Origin of the sequence: Burkholderia sp. S171, assembly GCF_009766085.1 — a bacterium.
In the GTDB taxonomy this organism is placed as follows: Bacteria; Pseudomonadota; Gammaproteobacteria; order Burkholderiales; family Burkholderiaceae; genus Caballeronia.
In genome coordinates this window covers 517,148-538,317 of the sequence record NZ_LMUF01000030.1, presented here as the reverse complement: position 1 = coordinate 538,317, position 21,170 = coordinate 517,148, and the positions used below count along the sequence as shown (strand labels likewise).

Below are 21,170 nucleotides of genomic sequence, written 5' to 3'. Positions count from 1 at the left end.
ATTTAACTCAATTGGCTCGTTCAAGGCGAGACGGCCGCATTTTCGAATAAAGGCTCGAATAAACGCGGCAGCCGTCAGCCGGCCAGGTTGAAAACGGAATTCGGTCCTTTGGGCGCCACGCGCACGGGTTCCACGCCCGCCGATTCGGCACGCCGGTCACGCAATACCGCGGGTGATCCTTCGCGTGCGCGCTGCTGGTCAACGAGATCTTTCAGCGAGACCGAGTCGAGATACTCAACCATCTTCTGATTGAGCGTGGACCAGAGTTCGTGGGTCATGCAGTGGCCGTCGTGCTGCTTGGTGCCTTCGCAAGCACCTTTGCCACCGCATTGCGTGGCGTCGATAGGCTCGTCCACCGCAATAATGATGTCCGCGACCGTGACGTTCTCGGCACGGCGCGCCAGATTGTATCCACCGCCCGGACCGCGCACCGACTCGACAATCTCGTGCCGGCGCAACTTGCCGAACAACTGTTCGAGATAAGACAACGAGATATGCTGGCGCTGGCTGATTCCTGCCAGCGTCACCGGGCCCTGCTCCTGGCGTAAAGCCAGGTCGATCATCGCCGTGACGGCGAAACGGCCTTTCGTGGTGAGTCTCATAATTTGTAAGCTACCGGGGGCTACGGCTAATACTGGATGATTTTGGTCAAGTATAAATAGCCTACGGATTTAGTCAAGTATCTACGGCCATTTTCTTAGGAATTTGCTGAGAATATTGCGCCGAATGAAACTCGCTTCCGATGGCCTCGCATCAGCTCACCAACTGCGCGCGAAGCGCTCTCAGCAAGCCTTCGCAGGCATCCTCGCACTGATCGAGCACGCGCTCGAAGCCTTCGTCGCCGCCAAAATACGGGTCGACCACCACGCGGCTGTCGTCACGGGTTGCGAACTCCATCAGCAACCGGATCTTGTCGCGATACTCCGACGGACACACTTCGTTCAGCGCGGCGGCGTTGGCGTCGTCCATCGCGATAAGCAGATCGAACCGTGCGAAATCTTCGCGGCTGACCTGCCGGCCACGCAGGGGCGATAAGTCATAACCACGCTTTTTGGCCGCGCGCTGGGCGCGTTCGTCGGGTGGCTGGCCGATATGCCAATCGCCGGTGCCGGCGGAATCCACCACGATCTTGTCAGATAGCCTTGCCCGGCCCACCTGATGCAGCATCACCGCTTCGGCGCTCGGCGAACGGCAGATATTGCCAAGGCACACGAAACAGACAGCGATAGAGTTCATCCGATTCCAGGCATCGTTTGGCTTGAGCGCGAACTTGTGCGCGACTCGCAGCTCGCCTGGCCATCCCGGCCAGACGAGCTCACGCGAAGCAGGCCCGAATTATACAAAGGACCGCGTTTGCGCGCCCGAACGGCCCCACCATCGCAGCCCTACCGATTGGCCGCGTTCAGAACGTCTGCGAAACAGCCGTAGCCGATGTCCCGTTAGCCGGACCATATCCGTCGCCGGTGTTATCGGACTCGACAAATCCCAGCGAAATCGCGCGCGCGAATTCCGCGCTGACGCGCGCAGCGGTTGGCTGATGGGGTGCTGCAGTCCCGGCAACCGGGTGGATCGCATGACAGTATCCAGCGAGCGCGAGCGGCACGAGCATGGCAATGGGCCAGTAGGTCGATATTGTCTTTTTCATTTTCAAACCCCTTCTCAGGTCCTGTGGGCTGACGGGCCCACTTCCGGACACTTTGATTTTAAGGGTTAGTCCTAGTCCGATAAAGATGCCTCAGGACAAAGCATTGTTGCAGCCCTGTCAACAGCGTATGACCTATCAGCGTTGTGTTTGCTGGCTCATGAGCGATTCCTGCCCCTTTCACTCTGTTACCGCGGAGATAAAACTTTACAAACTTCTTGCGACATCCTCTCCGCGAAACTGTCAGATACGGTAATTAGTTTAAGGAATGCCTTCCTCCTCATGATGAAACTCGCACTTACGGGCCTGATCCTCGCTTCGACCGCCATGGTCACCGGCTGCGCCGTCTACCCGGACGGCACGCCCGCTTATGCAACCGGTTACGCAACCGGTGGCGGCTATCCCGCTTATCCCGCCGGCTACGCGGCGCCCCCTCCGGGCTATGAAGCCGGTTATGGCTACGGCGCGCCAGGCTATGGCGGACCCGTTGTTGAGTCCGGCGTAATAATCGGCGGCGGCGGTGGATATTACGGTGGCCCCGGCCCGCGCTATCGGAACGACGGTTCGGGTTATGGACGCCCGCCACCCCCGGGTGGCTGGGGCGACCGGGGTGGGGACCGGGGCGGCAATCGCGGCAACCAAGGAGGCAATGGTGGCGGGGATCGGGGCGGCCATGGCGGCCCGCAGGCAGGTGGTCCGCAAGGGGGCAGGCCGCCGCAGCAACAGGCGGGCAATCCGGGTCGGCCTGCGCCAGCGCCCGCCCCGCAGGCGCAGCAATCGCGCGGATCCCCGCCGAATGTCGGCCGATCGCTCTGGGGCAAACAGCCGGCGCAACAACCCGAGCATAACCACTAGGGCCTTTGCCCCGCCTACCTTGCATGCAAAGCCGTCCGAACTTTTCAGGTTTCGGGCGGTTTTTTATTGTCTGTAGAAAATCTGACCTTGCGGCGCTGATCGTGCCGCTGAGCCTTTCGCACTTTTCACAATACGAGATACAATCATTATTCCGCTGTTTGACGTATCAACTGATTTTCTCCATGAGCGATACGAACCCGGAATCCCGAACGTCCATACAGGTGATCGAGCGCATGATGCGCCTGCTCGACGCGCTCGCCGCGCACACCGACCCCGTCAGCCTGAAAGAACTCTCGCAGAGCACGTCGCTGCATCCGTCCACCGCGCATCGCATCTTGAATGACATGGTGACGTGCCGTCTGGTCGATCGATCGGACCCCGGCACGTATCGGCTTGGCATGCGCTTGCTTGAACTCGGCAATCTGGTCAAGGCGCGGCTCTCGGTGCGTGAAGCCGCCATGCCACCCATGCGCGAATTGCACAAGCAGACAGGCCAGACAGTCAACCTCTCGGTACGTCAAGGCGATGAGATCGTCTATATAGAACGGGCTTATTCCGAACGATCCGGCATGCAGGTCGTGCGAGCGATTGGCGGCCGTGCGCCGCTGCACCTGACGTCGGTGGGGAAACTGTTTCTCGCGGCCGACGAATCTTCCCGCGTGCGCGCGTACGCCACACGAACCGGCCTCTCCGGCCACACGCAGAACAGCATTACGGATATCGGCAAGCTTGAGCGCGAACTGTCGTTCGTGCGCAGTCAGGCATGCGCCCGCGATAACGAGGAACTGGAACTGGGGGTACGCTGCATCGCCGCCGGGATTTATGACGACACCGGGCGGCTCGTCGCGGGCCTGTCGCTTTCGGCGCCCGCGGACCGGCTGCAGGACTCATGGCTGAATCAACTGAGCGGCACCGCGCTGGAGATTTCGCGCTCGCTTGGGTATCGCCCGGAAGCCAGTGCGGATTCGCAGCAGCGCTGAGATTTTCCGTGTGAGTACGGAGGATTCGAAGCATTCGTGAGCGATAAAAAAACCGGCCTTATCGAACGATAAGGCCGGTTTTTTATTGCGGAAACTCAAACTCAAGCGATTCAGGTACCGCCGCCGCCTGCATCGGCGCTGGTAATATGCGGCTCGCCAGCAGTCTCGCTCTCGAGGAAACCGCGCAAGCGGCCGGCGTCGGCGAAACGCGAATACTTGCCTGACGAATCCAGCAAGACCATCACGACCGGACGGCCATGAATGGTCGTCTGCATCACCATGCATTCGCCAGCTTCGTTGATGAAACCGGTCTTCTGCAAGCCGATGTCCCAGCTAGGATTGCGGATCAGCGCATTCGTGCTGTTGTAGGCAATATTGCGCTTGCCGGTAAACACGTCGTAGCTGCGATCGGTCGAGAACTTGCGAATCAGCGGATATTGATACGCCGCATTCACCATTTTCACGAGATCGCGGGCGCTGGAAACGTTCAGGCTCGTCAAGCCGGTCGAATTCTCGAAGTGCGTGTCGGTCATGCCGAGCATCTTCGCTTTGGCGTTCATTGCAGCGATAAAACCAGGACGCCCATTCGGGTAATAACGCGACAGCGCCGCGGCCGCGCGATTTTCCGACGCCATCAACGCGATATGCAGCATGTCTTCGCGGTTAAGCTCAGAGCCGACCGAAAGACGCGAACCCGTGAATTTCTCGTAGTCGCGATCTTCGTCCGTGACCGTGATGTCTTCGGTCAGCGGCGCCTTGGAATCGAGCACCACCATGGCCGTCATCAACTTCGTGATTGAAGCGATAGGCACCACGGCGCGCGAGTTTTTATCGAAGAGCGTTTCTGCTGTGTTTTGATCCACCACGTACGCAACGCTCGAGCGCAACGCAAGGCTGTCCGGCGTTTCGTGCAGGCCGAACGCCTGGCCGACGGTCGGCGGACGCGGCTGGAACGCTACCGAACGCACGGCGGCGCGGCGGCCGCGCGCGTCCATCCGGTAACTGACGCGATGCCGGCGCGCGGCGCGCGGCGCCTCGTCATCTTGCACTGCAGCGACGGGCGTGACTTTCACACCCTTCGCCGCCTTGGCGGAACGTGCAGCAACTTTGGACGATTTGACGGTTTTAGCCTGCGGCGCAGTGACTGCGCCCTTGGCCAGTTTCTTGGTGGATTTAGAGGTCGTGGTCTTGGCAAAAGCGTCGACTGGTGCGGCCGCGAAAGACGTCGCGAGCGCCACCGACACGGCGACCGACAGCGCAGTGCGGACTGCAACGCCGTGGATCACCCTGAGCGACGAAAACATTTCGGTTTTCATTAGTGTTCTGTTCTGGACCGGCGAGAGAGTGTCGCCAGTGTAGTAAAGCTTCGAAAAATTAGCAATATTAAGCACTTATCCGCACTACTTAAACCGCTTTGTAAGACACGATTTATTTGAGCGAACAAATTCTGAGTTCCGATCGTAAAAAATCATCGCTCCTGCTGCAATCGTTTTCACTGCCATACGCTATTGCTCGACCTTGGCTATCAGCCTCTTATCGGCAATAGTTTGTAAAACTTGAGGGAGATTTCTGATCCTGCCCTCAAGGCAAAAATTTCACAAATGGTGTGCACAGCAATAGGAAGCGAAGCTTTTCGGCAAGACATGCCGATTCTCAACCGGCATTTCGACTGCAATCGAGCGTTTTTGTTCACACAAACTTTGACGATTTCGGCGGATCCCGAATGTTAACGTCGGGTTAACACATTTGGTTTACTGCGTTTCAAAGCGTTTCAAATGAAATTTGCCGAGCGCAGTTTATCGGGTACGCAGAAATCGCGCCGGGCGCCGAACGCGACAGCGGCAAGCTGGATGGTCTGGAGATGAATGTCCACGGTGACGTTGATATCACGTCCGTAACCGCCGGCCATTGTTATTGCCACGGGAAGATCTCGCCCGGTCGCGGCGCTGAATACAAGGGAATCTCGCTTGGCAAGTCCATCGACACTCAGCGCCAGCCGTCCCAAACGGTCGTCGACATGCGGATCGGCGCCTGCCAGATAAATGAGCATGGCGGGTTCAAACCGATCGAACATCGTCGATAAAGCCCCGGAAAGCGCTTCCGCATACAGGTCGTCGTCGCAGCCATCGGGCAACGCGATATCGAGATCGCCGATCTCCTTGCTAAATGGGTAATTCGATGTCCCATGCAGCGACAGCGTGAAAACACTCGGATCATCCTGGAAAATGGATGCGGTTCCGTTGCCCTGATGCACATCGAGATCGACGATCGCGATGTGCGGCGTGCGCTCGCCACGCTCCTGCGCGTGGGCCTGCATCGCCCGGGCAGCGACGGCCGCGTCGTTGAACACACAGAACCCCGCACCGTGCGACGCGTACGAATGATGCGTGCCGCCCGCCAGATTCACGGCAAAGCCGTCTTGACGAGCGGCATGACACGCCGCGATTGTCGCCCCCACGGAGCGTCGGGAACGTTCCACCATTTCAGGTGACCACGGAAAGCCGATCTCCCGCTGCTCGCGTGCGTCCAACGCCCCGGTCGCCACCCGCTCGATGTAATCGGCCGCATGAACGCGCGCTAGTTCTGAGTCGGCCGCGATCGGCGCCTCGCCCAATACGACATTAGGCAGCTCGGCCTGCACCCGCTCGCGCAAAAGGTAATATTTCTGCATAGGAAACCGGTGACCAGCCGGCAGGGGCAATACGAACTGATCGCTATAAAAGGCTTTCATTCGAAACGAAATTTCACTTTTCCAGAACCAAGATCCGCGCACCGACAGCGTTTGCGTCTTCCGCCCCAAGCTGGTGCGTCTTATCTCGGAATGTAGTTCCACTACAAAGACGCATCCTCGTAAGCCATTGTTTAATAAGCAATCGTACGATGTTGCATTGCACAAAAAGATGCTTGACATCTTTAGGAATATGCCTAGAATGGGTTCCATGTTGCGACGCACCAACAGCCAATCGCCTCATACGGTTTCCGGATTTCCGGTCGCCGCCAAAACCCACGACCCGCGCTGATGATGGGTCGACTCTTTCAGGAGCGTGACATGACCCTTTTGACCCCGGAACAAATCGCCGCTGCAAACAAAGCGCAATTCGATACCCTCTTCGGCCTGACGAACAAGGCTTTCGAAGGTATGGAAAAGCTTCTTGAACTGAATCTGCAAGTTGTGAAGTCGACGCTGGCTGAAAGCCAGGAAAACGCACAACGCGTGTTGTCGGTTAAGGATGCGCAAGAACTGCTCGCACTGCAAGCCAGCCTGGCTCAGCCGGTCGCAGAAAAGGCGCTGTCGTATGGCCGTCACCTGTATGAAATCGCATCGTCGACGCAAGCTGAATTTGCTCGCGTCGCTGAAGAGCAGTACGAAGACCAGAACCGCAAGGTGCAAACGCTCGTAGAAAACGTCGCGAAGAACGCACCGGCAGGTTCGGAAACGGCTGTCGCCGTGATGAAGTCGGCCATTACCGCCGCCAACACCACGTACGAAACGATCCACAAGGCAAGCAAGCAAGCTGTCGAGATCGCGGAAAGCAACTTCAACGCAGCCGCTACGGCCGCCACGAAGGCTGCATCGCAAGCAACGGCTCAAGCTTCGCGCGCTACCAAGAAAGCGGTCTGAGCGAATTCATTCGCACGCAGTGGCGCCGGGAAATCCGGTGACGCCGCGAGATGATCAGGCTGTATGAAAAACCGCTCCAACGAAAGTTGGGGCGGTTTTTTTTCGTGTTCTCTTTTTTGCTCTGTTGTCGCGCGAAATGCCAAGTCCAACGTGCGCCCGCAAAAACAAAAGCGGCGCATTCCTGACAGAACGCGCCGCTTTTTTCAACCAGCCAACAACGCCCTACTTCTTGCGCTGCGGCGGCAAGTCCGTGCACACGCCTTCGTACAGCTCAGCGGCCATGCCGATCGATTCACCGAGCGTCGGGTGGGGATGGATCGTCTTGCCGATATCCTCCGCGTCCGCGCCCATTTCGATCGCCAGACACACTTCGCTGATCAGGTCGCCCGCATTCGTCCCGACGATCCCGCCGCCGATGATCCGGTGCGTTTCTTCGTCGAAGATGAGCTTGGTGAAACCTTCGTCGCGACCGTTTGCAATCGCCCGGCCGGATGCAGCCCACGGGAACGTGGCCTTGCCGTACTTGATGCCTTCGGCCTTGCACTGATCTTCGGTCTTGCCGGCCCACGCCACTTCGGGATCGGTGTAAGCAACGGACGGAATCTGCAATGCGTCGAAGTACGCCTTTTCACCATGCGCCGCTTCCGCTGCAACGTGGCCTTCGTGCACGGCCTTGTGCGCGAGCATCGGCTGGCCAACCAGATCGCCGATAGCAAAAATGTGCTCGACGTTCGTACGCAGCTGCTTGTCGACGTTGATGAAACCGCGATCGGTCACCGCCACGCCAGCCTTGTCCGCGCCAATCTTGCCACCATTCGGGCTGCGGCCGACAGCCACGAGCACGAGGTCATAACGTTGTGCTTCAGCGGGCGCTTTTTCACCTTCGAAGCTCACGTAGATGCCGTCGTCCTTGGCTTCCGCCTTGGTCGTTTTCGTCTTGAGCATGACGTTCGCGAAGCGCTTGGCGTTGAATTTTTCCCACACCTTCACGAGGTCACGATCCGCTCCGGCCATCAAGACATCGAGCATCTCGACCACATCGATTTCCGCGCCCAGCGACGCATACACCGTCGCCATTTCCAGGCCGATGATGCCGCCGCCGATCACGAGCATGCGCTTCGGGATCTGGCGCAATTCGAGCGCGCCGGTTGAATCCACCACGCGCGGATCTTCCGGCATGAACGGCAGCTTCACGGCTTGCGAGCCCGCTGCGATGATCGAGTTCTTGAACTGCACGACCTGCTTGCCGCCCTCGCCTTCAATCTCCATGTGATTCGGGCCGACGAATTTGCCGACGCCCGTGACCACCTGGACCTTGCGCGCCTTCGCCATACCGGCCAGTCCGCCGGTCAATTTCTTGACGACGCCCGACTTGAAGTCACGGAGTTTGTCGAGATCGATCGTTGGCTCACCGAACGAAATACCGTGGTGCGCGAGTTCCTTCGCGGCGTCGGTGATCGCGGCAGCGTGAAGCAAGGCTTTCGACGGAATGCAGCCGACGTTCAGGCACACGCCGCCAAGCGTTGCATACCGCTCGACGATGACCGTGTTCATGCCCAGATCGGCCGCGCGGAACGCAGCCGAATAACCGCCAGGACCCGCGCCGAGCACGAGCATGTCGCATTCGATATCGGCGGAACCGGAGAACGACGCGGCCTTCGGCGCGGGCGCGGCAGTGGCTTTTTCGGCCGGCTGCGGCGCTGCGGTCTTCGGTTTTTCCTCGACCTGGCTGACACCGCCGCCCTGACCTTCGAGCGTGAGGATCAAAGTACCTTCGGAGACGTTGTCGCCGATCTTGACCTTGACTTCCTTGACCGTGCCCGCTGCGGGCGACGGTACATCCATGGTCGCTTTATCGGATTCGAGCGTGACGAGCGATTGTTCCTTCTCGACCGTATCGCCGGCCTTCACATGAATTTCGATCACCGGGATGTCGGTGAAATCGCCGATGTCCGGCACCTTCACGTCTTGCGATCCACCGCCCGCGGGCTTTTGTTCAGCAGGCTTGGACGCGGCGGCTTCTTTCGGCGCGGGCGCATCGGCTTTTGCCGCAGCGGGCTTTTCAGCGGGTGCGGCAGGTTTTTCAGTGCTGGCGTCGGCCGTTTCGACCAATGCGATCACGGTGCCTTGCGAGACTTTATCGCCGGCTTTGACCTTGACTTCCTTGACCGTACCCACTAAATCGCTCGGCACTTCGATGGAAGCCTTGTCCGATTCGAGGGTGAGGACGCCTTGTTCTTTTTCGATAACGTCGCCGGCTTTGATATTCACTTCGACGACATCGACGTCTTGGAAATCGCCGATATCGGGTACTTTAAGTTCGGTGAGACTCATGTTGTCCCCTAAGAAGGAAGCGGGCAGAACCAAGAAACAAGAACGCAACGCGTAGCCCTGGGTTCTGCCGTCGGCAGACTTGCCTTTCTTTGCTTACTTTCTTTCTTTGGCAATTCAAAGAAAGTAAGTGCCGCCCCGCGCAGGGGCGACTCGCAAAATGCAGTGCAAAGCAGGTTCAATGACAAGGTTGGCGGACCACAAGGAGCGGCCCGCCAAGCACAAAAATCAAAGACTCACGCGACGGAAATCCGCCAGCACAGCAGAAAGGTAGGCATTGAACCGCGCGGCCTCAGCGCCATCGATAACCCGATGATCGTATGACAGCGACAAAGGCAGAATCAGGCGAGGGACAAATGCCTTGCCGTCCCACACCGGCTTCATCGCGCCGCGCGACAACCCCAGGATTGCCACTTCAGGCGCATTGATGATCGGCGTGAAATGCGTTCCGCCGATGCCACCCAGCGACGAAATCGAGAAGCATCCGCCTTGCATCTGGTCCGGCTTCAGCTTGCCCTCGCGCGCCGCTTTCGACAGATCGGCCATTTCCCGGGCGACATCGATGAGGCCCTTCTTGTCCGCGTCGCGAATCACCGGAACCATCAAACCGTTCGGGGTATCGGCGGCAAAACCGACGTTGTAATACTGCTTGAAGACGAGGTTATCGCCGTCGAGGCTCGCATTAAACGTCGGGAATTTCTTCAACGCGGCAACGACCGCCTTGATCACGAACGCGAGCATGGTGAACTTCACGCCGGCCTTTTCGTTTTCCTTGTTCAGCGTGACCCGCAGCGCTTCGAGGTCGGTGATATCGGCTTCGTCGTTGTTCGTGACGTGCGGAATCATGACCCAGTTGCGATGCAGGTTCGCGCCCGAAATCTTCTTGATGCGCGACAGCGGCTTCGGATCGACCGGACCGAACTTCGCAAAGTCGACCTTCGGCCACGGCAGCAGGTTCAACTCGCCGCCACCGGCCGGCGCTGCGGCTACTGCCGCCGGCGCTTTACCCTGGCCGCTCATTACGCCCTTCACGAACGCGGTCACGTCGGCTTGCGTGATACGGTCCTTGGGGCCCGAGCCCTTGACAGACGCGACATCGACCCCTAGTTCGCGCGCAAATTTGCGCACCGACGGCGATGCGTGGCTCGACGTCTTCGAACCGCCATCGCCCGCCGGAATAGCCGGGGCGAGCGCGAGCGCGGACGGCGCTTCTTTCTGAGCCGGCGCGGATTTAGGCGCTGCGTCTGAAGGCGCTGCGGCCTTCGGCGCTTCCTGCTTAGGTGCAGCAACAGCGGGCGCCGCTCCTTCACCGCCTTCCAGCACGAGAATCAACGTGCCTTCCGAGACGTTGTCGCCAACTTTGACCTTGAGTTCCTTGACCGTGCCCGCTGCGGGCGATGGCACGTCCATGGTGGCTTTATCGGATTCGAGCGTAACGAGCGATTGCTCCTTCTCGACCTTGTCGCCGACCTTCACGTTCACTTCGATGACCGGAATGTCCGTGAAGTCGCCAATATCCGGCACCTTCACTTCAACCGCTCCGCCGCCCGACGATGCAGCCGGGGCAGGAGCCGCAGGAGCCTTCTCCTGCGCCGTCGCTTCGGCGGGTTTTTCAGCGGCCTTCGGCGCAGCAGCGGCGCCGGAATCAGCTGCTTCCAGCACAACGATCAACGCACCTTCCGACACGTTGTCGCCAACCTTGACCTTCACTTCCTTCACGACGCCGCCGGCCGAACTGGGCACGTCCATGGTCGCTTTATCGGATTCGAGCGTGACGAGCGATTGCTCCTTCTCGACAGTGTCCCCGACTTTCACCAGCACTTCGATCACCGGAATGTCCGTGTAATCGCCGATATCCGGCACCTTGACTTCGATCGCTTGACTCATTGTTTATTGTCTCCTGGGTCGCGACGCGAAAATCGCCCTGCCACGAGGCTAAAGCCAAGGGCAAGGCGACTTCGCGCAACAACACTCGGGGGCCGATGCGTTAAACCGTCATCGGGTTGGGTTTGGCGGGGTCGAGCGCGTACTTCGCGATCGCGTCGGCGACAACCTTGCGGTCGATCGTGCCTTCGTCGGCCAGCGCATTGAGTGCCGCGACGGTGACCCAGTAGCGGTCGACTTCGAAGAAATGACGCAGTTTTTCACGCGTGTCCGAACGGCCATAACCGTCCGTGCCGAGCACAACAAACTTGTTCGGCACATAACCGCGAATCTGATCGACGAGCGCACGCACATAATCCGTCGATGCCACCACCGGACCCTTTGCATCCTTCAGCAGCTTCGTCACATGCGAGACCTGACGTTCTTCGGTCGGATGCAGCAGGTTCCAGCGCTCCACTTGCGCGCCTTCGCGTGCCAGTTCCGTAAAGCTCGGAACGCTCCAGAGATCGGCGGCGACGTTCCAGTCGTTCTTAAGCAAATCAGCAGCAGCGATCACTTCATTGAAGATCGTGCCTGCGCCCATCAACTGAACGCGCGGCGCCTTTGCGTCAGCATCCGATTTGCGGAACGAGTACATGCCCTTGATGATGTCGGCGGCCACGCCATCGCCCTGCGGAATCGCCGGGTGTTCGTAGTTCTCGTTCATCACCGTGACGTAGTAATACACGTCTTCCTGCTCGGCCACCATGCGACGCAAACCGTCCTGCATGATCACCGCGAGTTCGTAACCGAAGGTCGGGTCGTAGCTCACGCAGTTCGGCACCGACGCCGCCCACATCAACGAATGGCCGTCTTCGTGCTGCAGGCCTTCGCCGTTGAGCGTAGTACGTCCAGCCGTGCCGCCCAGCAAGAAGCCGCGCGAACGCATGTCGCCCGCTGCCCACGCCAGATCGCCAATGCGCTGGAAGCCGAACATGGAATAGAAGATGTAGAACGGGATCATGATCTCGTTGTGCGTGGAGTACGACGTCGCCGCCGCAATCCAGTCACACATCCCGCCGGCTTCGTTGATGCCTTCCTGCAGGATCTGGCCGGTTTCCGATTCACGATAGAACATCAGCTGGTCGGAATCTTCCGGCACGTACTTCTGGCCATCCTGATTCCAGATACCGATCTGGCGGAACAACCCTTCCATACCGAAGGTACGCGATTCATCCGGCACGATCGGCACGATGCGTTTACCGAGCGCCTTGTCCTTCAGCAGGATGTTGAGAATCCGCACGAACGCCATGGTCGTGGAGATCTCGCGGCCCGGACCCGTGCCCTTCAACACCGGTTCGAACGCCGACAGATCCGGCACCGGCAGCGATTCGGCTTTTTGACGGCGCGCCGGCAGATAACCACCGAGTTCCTGGCGGCGAGCGCGCATGTACTCGAGTTCCTTCGACCCTTCTTCGAACTCCAGATACGGCACGTCGGCGATCTTGTCGTCGGGGATCGGCAGCTTGAACTGATCGCGGAATTTCATCAGCTGATCAGTGTGCAGCTTCTTCTGCTGGTGCGTGATGTTCATTGCCTGACCCGCTTCGCCCATGCCATAACCCTTGATGGTCTTGGCGAGGATGACGGTCGGCTGACCCTTCGTCTTCGATGCTTCCGAATACGCCGCGTAGATCTTGTGCGGATCATGGCCGCCACGATTCAGGTTCCAGATGTCTTCGTCGGACCACTCTGCAACCATCGCCTTGAGTTCCGGCGTGTTGAAGAAATGCTCGCGCACGTAAGCGCCTGACTCTGACTTGTAGGTCTGATATTCGCCGTCGACCACTTCCATCATCCGGCGCATCAATGCACCGGTTTTATCGCGGGCGAAAAGCGAGTCCCAGCGGCTGCCCCACACTACCTTGATCACGTTCCAGCCGGCGCCGCGGAATTCGCTTTCCAGTTCCTGGATGATCTTGCCGTTGCCGCGCACCGGGCCGTCGAGACGCTGCAAGTTGCAGTTGATCACGAAGACGAGGTTGTCGAGCCGTTCACGGCCGGCCATGCCGATCGCGCCGAGCGATTCCGGTTCGTCCGTTTCGCCGTCGCCCAGGAATGCCCAGACCTTGCGGCTGCCTGCCTTGATGATGCCGCGCGCGTCCATGTACTTCATGAAACGCGCCTGATAGATCGCCATGATCGGGCCGAGGCCCATGGACACGGTCGGGAACTGCCAGAAGTCCGGCATCAGCCACGGATGCGGATACGACGAAATGCCCTGGCCGCCCACTTCCTGGCGGAAATTATCGAGCTGGCTGGCTTTCAGGCGGCCCAGCAAGAACGCGCGCGAATAAACACCGGGCGACGAGTGGCCCTGCACGAACACGAGATCGCCGCCATGTTCGGGGGACGGCGCGTGCCAGAAATGGTTGAAACCAACGTCGTACAGCGTGGCCGCCGACGCAAACGAAGCAATGTGCCCGCCCACGTTCGTGTCCTTGCCGGCGCGCAGCACCATGGCAATGGCGTTCCAGCGCGTGTACGAACGGATCTTGTGTTCGATGTCCTGATCGCCGGGAATCTTCGACTGGGCTGCGACCGGAATGGTGTTGATGTACGGGGTGTTAGCGGAAAACGGCAGATGTTCGCCGTGAACCCGCGCGAATTCGATCTGCTTTTCGATCAGGTAATGGGCACGATCCGGGCCTACTGCCGAAATCACACCGTCGAGGGCTTCTAGCCACTCAGCGGTTTCCTGGGGATCTTCGTCGTCCTTGGCGTTGGCGACATATTTCATCACTTCGTCGGGTACAGCGGACATGCTCGTCTCCTGATTTGAGGAACGCTCTGTGAACAGCCGACGCGAGCCTTTCAGCGATCCGCAAGAAATAATTGCGGAAAACAATGAGGGACAAGCGCGCGTGCGGCAATTCTAAAGAGGCTCGGAACGGTTGCGCAAGCAATATTTCGAATCATGAGACTCAATCTCATAATGCGGAAAAATGCTGCAATGCACCGTGGGACAAGGACTTTTTGATGGCCGCATTGGTGTCCTTGCGATCAATTGCGGGCCTTTTCAAGACTTTTTACGCCATTTAACAGTCTGGCGCTGCGTTACAATTGCGCGCATGTTGACCGAACGGCTTTTCGCACGCTCGGCGCGGTCGCGGGGCAAACCCAACGACTCGGCGCCGACCCGCTGGCACCACGGACCGTGGTGGTCGAACTCGTATTTGCTGACCCCATTGATCTCCATCCTGGTCTTCCTGGTCGTGATGAGCCTGATCTTGTGGAGTCTCAACCGGCGCGAACAGCAGCAACAGGAAGACACGCTCTACCGTAACGTGGCTTGGGCGCAGCAGCAAATCAGGCTTTCCATGACGGGCGCTCAGGAGCAGATCCAGGCGCTGGCGCGTGACATCGCCGCTGGCCACGGGGACCCGCAGTCGTTCCAGAGTTCCACCGGCGACATCATGCAGGGGCATCCCGAAATCCTCTACATGAACTGGTACACCGCGCAGCACAAGCCGCGCTGGCCGAATACACCGCTGCCGGTCCTTGGCTCGCGACTCGCCAAGCCCACGGACGCGCAGATGGACGACGCCGTCCAGTCCGCGTTCGACGAAGCCCGCACCAGCCGCCGCCAGGTCTACTCCCCACTTCTGTATGACGATTTAGGCAACGGCTACATCACGTTGCAGACGCCGGTTTATCGCGACCGCGATTTCCTCGGGTCCATTGCGGCGGTGTTTTCCATCGAGGGGATTCTCAAGCATGACATTCCCAGCGAACTCTCCGCCAAGTACAAGATTTCCATTACTGACCTGAACAATCGCGAGCTCGCTACGACCTCCAGCCGGCCGCGCCTGCCGCGCGACATGTTCTATGACCTGCCGCTCGATCCGCCGGGCCAGGGGGTATCGGTACGCGTTTATTCGTATCCGCAACTCACGAATTTCACCAACAACACGCTCGTCTGGCTGGTCGCCGGTTTGTCCTGTTTTGTGCTGTGGAGCTTGTGGAGCCTCTGGAAACACACACGGCAACGCTTTGAAGCGCAACAGGCACTCTACGCCGAGGCGTTCTTCCGCCGCGCGATGGAAAACTCAGTGCTGATCGGTATGCGCGTGCTCGATATGCATGGCCGGATCACCCACGTGAATCCCGCGTTTTGCCGGATGACCGGCTGGGATGAAAGCGATCTCGTGTCAAAAGTAGCGCCCTTTCCGTACTGGCCGAAAGACGCGTATCCGGAAATGCAGCGGCAACTGGACATGACCTTGCGCGGCAAGGCGCCCTCGTCCGGCTTCGAACTCCGTGTGCGCCGCAAGGACGGTTCGTTTTTCCACGCGCGGCTTTATGTGTCGCCGCTGATCGATAGTTCGGGTCGGCAGACCGGCTGGATGTCGTCGATGACCGACATTACCGAGCCGCGCCGCGCTCGCGAAGATCTCGCCGCCGCGCATGAACGCTTCACTACGGTACTGGAAAGCCTGGACGCGGCGGTATCCGTGCTGGCCGCCGACGAAGCCGAACTGCTGTTCGCGAACCGCTATTACCGGCACCTGTTCGGGATTCGCCCGGACGGCCATCTCGAACTGGCGGGTGCGGGTTTCGATACGGCGCAGGCATCGTCGGATTCCATCGATATGGTCGATACATACGCCGGCCTGCCCGCTACCGCGCTGACCGAAAGCACCTCGGACGCGCAGGAAGTGTATGTGGAGAGCATCCAGAAGTGGTTCGAAGTGCGCCGCCAATACATTCAATGGGTGGACGGCCATCTCGCGCAAATGCAGATCGCGACCGACATCACCACGCGCAAGCAGGCGCAGGAACTCGCCGATCAGCAGGAAGAGAAGCTGCAGTTCACCAGCCGTTTGATGACGATGGGCGAAATGGCGTCGTCGCTGGCGCACGAGCTGAACCAGCCTTTGGCCGCGATCAATAATTACTGTTCGGGTTGCGTCGCGCTGGTCAAATCGGGTCGCATGACGCAGGAAGCGTTGTTGCCCGTGCTCGAAAAAACCGCGCAACAAGCAGTGCGCGCGGGCATGATCATCAAGCGCATTCGCGAATTCGTGAAGCGCAGCGAACCGAAACGCCAGCCTACGCGCGTGGCCGATATCGTCGCTGATGCAGTCGGTCTCGCGGAAATCGAAGCGCGCAAACGCAAGATTCGTATCCTCACCGAGATCCGCTCGCGTATGCCCGTGATCCATGTGGACCCGGTGCTGATCGAGCAAGTGCTGGTGAACTTGCTGAAAAACGCGGCAGAAGCCATGCACGATGCCAAGCCGAACGCCGTTGATCCCGTGATCCGCGTGATCGTGCAGCGGGTGGACGGCGGGTTCGTCTGCGTGAGCGTGGTGGACCAGGGGCCGGGCGTGGACGAAGCCACCGCCGAGCGCCTGTTCGAACCCTTCTACAGCACCAAGTCCGACGGTATGGGCATGGGCTTGAATATTTGCCGATCGATTATTGAATCGCATCGTGGACGTTTGTGGGTCGTGAATAACATCGACACCGCCGGCGAAGTCACGGGCGCGACATTCCATTGCAGTTTGCCAATCGGAGAAGCCGATGGCCCAGGTAACAGCGGGTCGGAAGCTCTCAGCCACCAATCCACACAACAAACTGTTACGGGAGAGCTATGAGCACAGTCACCACTCAGGAAACCGTCTTTGTCGTCGACGACGATGAGGCCGTGCGTGATTCTTTGCGCTGGCTGCTTGAAGCCAATGGCTACCGCGTCTCGTGCTTTGCGAGCGCTGAAGCGTACCTCGATGCGTACCTCCCGATCGCCCATTCAGGCGCGATCTCGTGCCTGATCCTGGACGTACGGATGTCAGGCATGAGCGGTCTCGAATTGCAGGAACGGCTGATTGCAGAAAATTCGCTGCTGCCGATCATCTTCGTGACGGGTCACGGCGACGTGCCAATGGCCGTGTCGACCATGAAGAAGGGCGCAATGGATTTCATCGAGAAACCGTTCGATGAAGCCGAGTTGCGCAAGTTGGTCGAACGCATGCTGGATAAGGCGCGTACCGAGAGTTCGAGTGTCCAGCAGCAGCGTGCTGCGGCTGAGCGGCTGGGCAAGCTGACGGCGCGTGAGCATCAGGTGCTGGAGCGGATTATTGCGGGGCGTTTGAACAAGCAGATTGCTGATGATCTTGGTATCAGCATCAAGACGGTTGAAGCACATCGCGCGAACATCATGGAAAAGCTTTCCGTGAATACGGTCGCGGATTTGCTCCGGCTGGCGCTTTCGAACAAGCCGCAGACGCAGTCAGCCCAATAAGGTTTAGCTGCTCTCTTTGATACGCCGAGGGGCCTTTTTGCTCCTCGGCGTAGTGCTTTTCGCCCGGCGAACCCAAACCGCCCGGAGCTGTTCCGCACGCTGCACCCGCAAAAATCCCGTCCGGTATAATTAAAGACCGACCGCAAAGCCGCGCCGCACTGGCGTAACCGGCCCCCTGCGACCCTGCGCCCTCAAGAAAAGCTGCGGAATTTTCTCCGCCCAGACCTCCTATGACTGCCCAAATCATCGACGGCAATGCCCTCTCCAAGACCCTTCGCGCCGATGTCGCCGTGCGTGCCGCCGCCCTGACCGCCCGTGGCCAGCAACCCGGCCTGGCAGTCATTCTCGTGGGCGAAAATCCGGCCAGCGAGGTCTACGTCCGAAACAAGGTAAAAGCCTGTCAGGACAACGGCTTGCATTCCGTATTCGATCGTTTCCCGTCCACGCTCACCGAAAGCGAATTGCTGACCCGGCTCGACGACCTGAACAACGATCCGAACGTGCACGGCATCCTGGTGCAACTTCCGTTACCGAAACATATCGATAGCCACAAGGTCATCGAAGCCATTGCTCCGGCCAAGGACGTCGATGGTTTCAACGTCGAAAACGCCGGCGCGCTAATGACCGGCAAACCACTGTTTCGCCCCTGCACACCCTACGGCGTGATGAAGATGTTCGAAGCGCATAAGATCCCGCTGGAAGGCGCGAATGCGGTCGTGATCGGGCGTTCGAACATCGTCGGCAAGCCGATGGCCATGCTGCTGCTCGAAGCCGGCGCCACGGTCACCATCACGCATAGCAAAACGCGCGATCTGGCCGCGCTGACACGCAACGCAGACCTGGTCGTCGCGGCCACCGGCCGTCGCAATATCCTGACCGCCGACATGGTCAAACCGGGTGCAACCGTGATCGACGTCGGCATGAATCGCGACGAGAACGGCAAACTCTGCGGCGACGTGGATTTCGCGGGCGTGAAGGACGTGGCGGGTTTCATCACGCCGGTGCCGGGCGGCGTCGGGCCGATGACCATCACCATGCTGCTGGTGAATACCATCGAAGCAGCCGAACGCGCGATGCAGCAGGATCGTGATTAAATCGCCGGGCCAACGCCGTTCAGCGCTTACATGCATGATGGGCGCAGCGGCTGCCGGATTACCGCACTTACGCGCCCAGCCGGCACGCTGATCGGGTAAATCGCCGCCTTAGCCAGAATCGATTTGAGAATCGGCCGGGGCGTCCCCACAATAGTGAATAGCGAACGTCGAAACCGCGCGCTGTGTCAGGCGCGGCGTCACATTCATCGTCGCATCCATTTTTATCCGAGACCGGGAGAGTCATGTCCAGTTCGACACCATCGAATACCGCGAATCAAGCGAATCAGGCTCAGACCCAAGCTCAGGGGAATCCCCTGCTCGATTTCTCCGACCTGCCCCGTTTCAACGACATCAAGCCGCAACACGTAACGCCTGCGCTTGACGTTTTGCTCGCCGATGCAAAGGCCGCCGTCGACCACGCCAGCGCGCCTGAGACACCGGCTACGTGGCGAGACATCGTCGAAAGCGTAGAGCGCGCAAGCGAACGGCTGTCGCGTGCGTGGGGCGTGATCGGCCACCTGAATGCCGTCGCCGATACCCCCGAACTGCGCGCCGCCCACGCCGAGAATTTGCCGCGCGTGACGGAGTTTTCAGCGAGCGTCGGGCAGAATCTTGCGCTCTACGAAAAATACAAAGCGATTGCAGCGAGCGAAGAACACGCATCGCTTTCAGTCGAGCAGAAGAAAATGCTCAGCAACGAGTTGCGCGGGTTTCGTTTGTCGGGCGCCGAGTTGCCCGAAGACAAGAAGCCCCGTTTTGCACGCGTTCAGGAAGAACAGGCGGCGTTATCGAAGGCATTCTCCGATCACGTCCTCGATGCCACCAACGCGTTTTCGTATGTCGTGACTCAGGAAAGCGAACTCGCGGGTTTGCCGGAAGACGTGATCGAAGCGGCGCGCGAAACCGCACAGAAAGAAAGCCGCGAGGGCTGGAAGTTCACGCTGCATTTCCCGTCGTATTTCCCCGTGATGCAATACGCCGAACATCGGCCATTGCGTGAAGCGATGTATCGCGCCTATGTGACGCGTGCATCCGAACTCGGTGCGAACTATGGCCACGGCAAGCCCGAATGGGACAACACGGCCAATGTTGTCGAGCAGTTGAAGCTGCGCGCCGAAGAAGCCCACGCGCTCGGGTATCAGAACTTCGCTGAGGTGTCTCTTGCACCGAAGATGGCGGAATCGCCGGCACAGGTGGTCGCGTTCCTCGAGGACCTGGCGGTGCGCGCACGCCCGCACGCAGAAAAGGACTGGATGGAATTGCGTGCGTTCGCCGCGACCGAGCTCGGCATGCCGGAATTGCAGCCGTGGGACTCGACCTTCGCCGCGGAACGCCTGCGCCAGCAGCGTTATTCGTTCTCGGAAAACGAAGTGAAGCAGTATTTCCCGCAAGAGGCCGTGCTGAAGGGTTTGTTCAAGGTCACGGAGACGCTGTTTGGCGTGAGTATCCGTCGCGATGAAGCCGCCGTCTGGAATTCGGAAGTGCGCTTTTTCCGTGTGGAAAACAAGGACGGTTCGCTTGTCGCGCAGTTCTATCTGGACCTGTATGCGCGTGAAGGCAAACGCGGCGGCGCGTGGATGGACGACGCCCGCTCACGTCACAAACGCCGTGAAGGCGGCGTGCAGACGCCTGTCGCGTATCTGACCTGCAACTTCTCCGCGCCGGTTGGCGGCAAGCCGGCGTGCTTTACGCACGACGAAGTCATCACGCTGTTCCACGAATTCGGGCACGGACTGCATCACATGCTGACGCGCGTCGATGAACTGGGGGTATCGGGTATCAATGGCGTGGAATGGGATGCGGTCGAATTGCCGTCGCAATTCATGGAGAACTTCTGCTGGGAGTGGGACGTGCTCACCGACATGTCCGGTCACGTGGACACGGGCGCCACGCTGCCCCGCGAACTTTTCGACAAAATGCTCGCCGCGAAGAACTTCCAGAGCGGTCTGGGCACGTTGCGCCAGATCGTGCTTTCCATGTTCGATATCCAGCTTCACAGCGACTACGATCCGGCCGGCGCGATGAACGTCAACGACTTCGCGCGTGAGATCAACGAGCGTTTCCACGTCGTGCCGCAAGCACCCTTCTCCCGTTGGACCAATACCTTCACGCACATTTTCGCAGGCGGATATGCAGCCGGCTATTACAGCTACAAGTGGGCGGAAGTGCTGTCGGCGGACGCGTATGCAGCGTTCGAGGAAGCAGCGAAGCTTGCCGGTGGCTCAGTGCTGGACGCGACAACGGGCACTCGGTACCGCCGCGAAATTCTTGAAGTGGGCGGCAGCCGGCCAGCGATGGACTCGTTCAAGGCATTCCGCGGCCGCGAACCGAATATCGATGCGCTGTTGCGGCATAACGGCATGTCGCCGGAGACGGCGCATTGAGGTTGTGACAGCCTCCATGCTGATTGAATGATTAAAGAAAGCCGTTCCAGCGCGAGTTGGAACGGTTTTTTTATGCACTTTATAGAGCGGTCTCG

Annotated in this window: 15 protein-coding genes; 7 read left to right on the top strand and 8 right to left on the bottom strand. The window is 59.3% G+C overall.

What is annotated here, in order from left to right:
- Positions 1-74: 74 nt before the first annotated feature.
- The 3 genes from iscR to GSQ93_RS16220 all read right to left on the bottom strand — a co-directional run bounded on the left by iscR (position 75) and on the right by GSQ93_RS16220 (position 1,645).
- Positions 75-602: a Fe-S cluster assembly transcriptional regulator IscR gene (iscR, locus tag GSQ93_RS16230; protein ID WP_047896460.1), complete on the bottom strand. Its 528-nt coding sequence runs from the start codon at positions 600-602 to the stop codon at positions 75-77.
- 151 nt (positions 603-753) lie between these two features.
- Positions 754-1,236 carry a low molecular weight protein-tyrosine-phosphatase gene (locus tag GSQ93_RS16225; protein WP_158936663.1) on the bottom strand — a complete coding sequence of 161 codons (483 nt, stop codon included), beginning with the start codon at positions 1,234-1,236 and terminating at the stop codon, positions 754-756.
- Between the two features lie 166 nt (positions 1,237-1,402).
- Positions 1,403-1,645, bottom strand: coding sequence for a hypothetical protein (locus tag GSQ93_RS16220; RefSeq protein WP_158936662.1), 243 nt, complete (start codon positions 1,643-1,645; stop codon positions 1,403-1,405).
- 279 nt (positions 1,646-1,924) lie between these two features.
- Here GSQ93_RS16220 and GSQ93_RS16215 point away from each other — a divergent pair, with 279 nt between their 5' ends.
- Positions 1,925-2,497 (top strand): hypothetical protein, encoded by a 573-nt coding sequence (locus GSQ93_RS16215; protein ID WP_158936661.1) that lies wholly within the window; start codon positions 1,925-1,927, stop codon positions 2,495-2,497.
- A 182-nt stretch (positions 2,498-2,679) separates the two neighbouring features.
- On the top strand, positions 2,680-3,477 hold the full coding sequence (locus GSQ93_RS16210; protein ID WP_158936660.1) for an IclR family transcriptional regulator: 798 nt from the start codon (positions 2,680-2,682) through the stop codon (positions 3,475-3,477).
- A gap of 110 nt (positions 3,478-3,587) precedes the next feature.
- Here the strand turns inward: GSQ93_RS16210 and pbpG are convergent, their stop codons facing one another.
- Both pbpG and GSQ93_RS16200 read right to left on the bottom strand, forming a co-directional pair.
- Entirely contained in the window at positions 3,588-4,793 is a 1,206-nt protein-coding gene (pbpG, locus tag GSQ93_RS16205) for a D-alanyl-D-alanine endopeptidase (protein ID WP_158936659.1), read from the bottom strand.
- A 455-nt stretch (positions 4,794-5,248) separates the two neighbouring features.
- Positions 5,249-6,208: a histone deacetylase gene (locus tag GSQ93_RS16200; RefSeq protein WP_158936658.1), complete on the bottom strand. Its 960-nt coding sequence runs from the start codon at positions 6,206-6,208 to the stop codon at positions 5,249-5,251.
- Between the two features lie 318 nt (positions 6,209-6,526).
- Between GSQ93_RS16200 and GSQ93_RS16195 the strand changes: the two genes are divergently transcribed.
- Positions 6,527-7,099: a phasin family protein gene (locus GSQ93_RS16195; RefSeq protein WP_158936657.1), complete on the top strand. Its 573-nt coding sequence runs from the start codon at positions 6,527-6,529 to the stop codon at positions 7,097-7,099.
- 222 nt (positions 7,100-7,321) lie between these two features.
- Here the strand turns inward: GSQ93_RS16195 and lpdA are convergent, their stop codons facing one another.
- The 3 genes from lpdA to aceE all read right to left on the bottom strand — a co-directional run bounded on the left by lpdA (position 7,322) and on the right by aceE (position 14,117).
- On the bottom strand, positions 7,322-9,433 hold the full coding sequence (gene lpdA / locus GSQ93_RS16190) for a dihydrolipoyl dehydrogenase (RefSeq protein WP_158936656.1): 2,112 nt from the start codon (positions 9,431-9,433) through the stop codon (positions 7,322-7,324).
- A gap of 225 nt (positions 9,434-9,658) precedes the next feature.
- Complete coding sequence (gene aceF / locus GSQ93_RS16185) at positions 9,659-11,317, bottom strand: dihydrolipoyllysine-residue acetyltransferase (protein WP_158936655.1); 1,659 nt, start codon at positions 11,315-11,317, stop codon at positions 9,659-9,661.
- Positions 11,318-11,417: 100 nt separating this feature from the next.
- A complete protein-coding gene (aceE, locus tag GSQ93_RS16180) occupies positions 11,418-14,117 on the bottom strand; it encodes a pyruvate dehydrogenase (acetyl-transferring), homodimeric type (protein ID WP_158936654.1) in 2,700 nt (899 codons plus the stop codon).
- A 307-nt stretch (positions 14,118-14,424) separates the two neighbouring features.
- Here aceE and fixL point away from each other — a divergent pair, with 307 nt between their 5' ends.
- From fixL to GSQ93_RS16160, 4 genes are all read left to right on the top strand, one after another.
- Positions 14,425-16,953, top strand: coding sequence for an oxygen sensor histidine kinase FixL (gene fixL / locus GSQ93_RS16175; RefSeq protein ID WP_158936653.1), 2,529 nt, complete (start codon positions 14,425-14,427; stop codon positions 16,951-16,953).
- Positions 16,950-17,597 (top strand): oxygen response regulator transcription factor FixJ, encoded by a 648-nt coding sequence (fixJ, locus tag GSQ93_RS16170; protein ID WP_089165612.1) that lies wholly within the window; start codon positions 16,950-16,952, stop codon positions 17,595-17,597. Before fixL ends, fixJ begins: the two co-directional genes overlap by 4 nt.
- A gap of 230 nt (positions 17,598-17,827) precedes the next feature.
- The gene (folD, locus tag GSQ93_RS16165) at positions 17,828-18,691 is read left to right on the top strand and encodes a bifunctional methylenetetrahydrofolate dehydrogenase/methenyltetrahydrofolate cyclohydrolase FolD (protein WP_158936652.1); all 864 of its coding nucleotides are present in this window, start codon (positions 17,828-17,830) and stop codon (positions 18,689-18,691) included.
- A gap of 242 nt (positions 18,692-18,933) precedes the next feature.
- Positions 18,934-21,075, top strand: a complete 2,142-nt coding sequence (locus GSQ93_RS16160; protein WP_158936651.1) for a M3 family metallopeptidase — start codon at positions 18,934-18,936, stop codon at positions 21,073-21,075.
- Positions 21,076-21,170: the final 95 nt, after the last annotated feature.

Bases quoted from the DNA above. Each gene is read 5' to 3' on its own strand.
- lpdA (WP_158936656.1), bottom strand. From the start codon at position 9,433: ATGAGTCTCACCGAACTTAAAGTACCCGATATCGGCGATTTCCAAGAC.
- GSQ93_RS16225 (WP_158936663.1), bottom strand. From the start codon at position 1,236: ATGAACTCTATCGCTGTCTGTTTCGTGTGCCTTGGCAATATCTGCCGT.
- fixL (WP_158936653.1), top strand. From the start codon at position 14,425: ATGTTGACCGAACGGCTTTTCGCACGCTCGGCGCGGTCGCGGGGCAAA.
- iscR (WP_047896460.1), bottom strand. From the start codon at position 602: ATGAGACTCACCACGAAAGGCCGTTTCGCCGTCACGGCGATGATCGAC.
- GSQ93_RS16210 (WP_158936660.1), top strand. From the start codon at position 2,680: ATGAGCGATACGAACCCGGAATCCCGAACGTCCATACAGGTGATCGAG.
- GSQ93_RS16220 (WP_158936662.1), bottom strand. From the start codon at position 1,645: ATGAAAAAGACAATATCGACCTACTGGCCCATTGCCATGCTCGTGCCG.
- GSQ93_RS16195 (WP_158936657.1), top strand. From the start codon at position 6,527: ATGACCCTTTTGACCCCGGAACAAATCGCCGCTGCAAACAAAGCGCAA.
- aceE (WP_158936654.1), bottom strand. From the start codon at position 14,117: ATGTCCGCTGTACCCGACGAAGTGATGAAATATGTCGCCAACGCCAAG.
- pbpG (WP_158936659.1), bottom strand. From the start codon at position 4,793: ATGAAAACCGAAATGTTTTCGTCGCTCAGGGTGATCCACGGCGTTGCA.
- aceF (WP_158936655.1), bottom strand. From the start codon at position 11,317: ATGAGTCAAGCGATCGAAGTCAAGGTGCCGGATATCGGCGATTACACG.
- GSQ93_RS16160 (WP_158936651.1), top strand. From the start codon at position 18,934: ATGTCCAGTTCGACACCATCGAATACCGCGAATCAAGCGAATCAGGCT.
- folD (WP_158936652.1), top strand. From the start codon at position 17,828: ATGACTGCCCAAATCATCGACGGCAATGCCCTCTCCAAGACCCTTCGC.
- fixJ (WP_089165612.1), top strand. From the start codon at position 16,950: ATGAGCACAGTCACCACTCAGGAAACCGTCTTTGTCGTCGACGACGAT.
- GSQ93_RS16215 (WP_158936661.1), top strand. From the start codon at position 1,925: ATGATGAAACTCGCACTTACGGGCCTGATCCTCGCTTCGACCGCCATG.
- GSQ93_RS16200 (WP_158936658.1), bottom strand. From the start codon at position 6,208: ATGAAAGCCTTTTATAGCGATCAGTTCGTATTGCCCCTGCCGGCTGGT.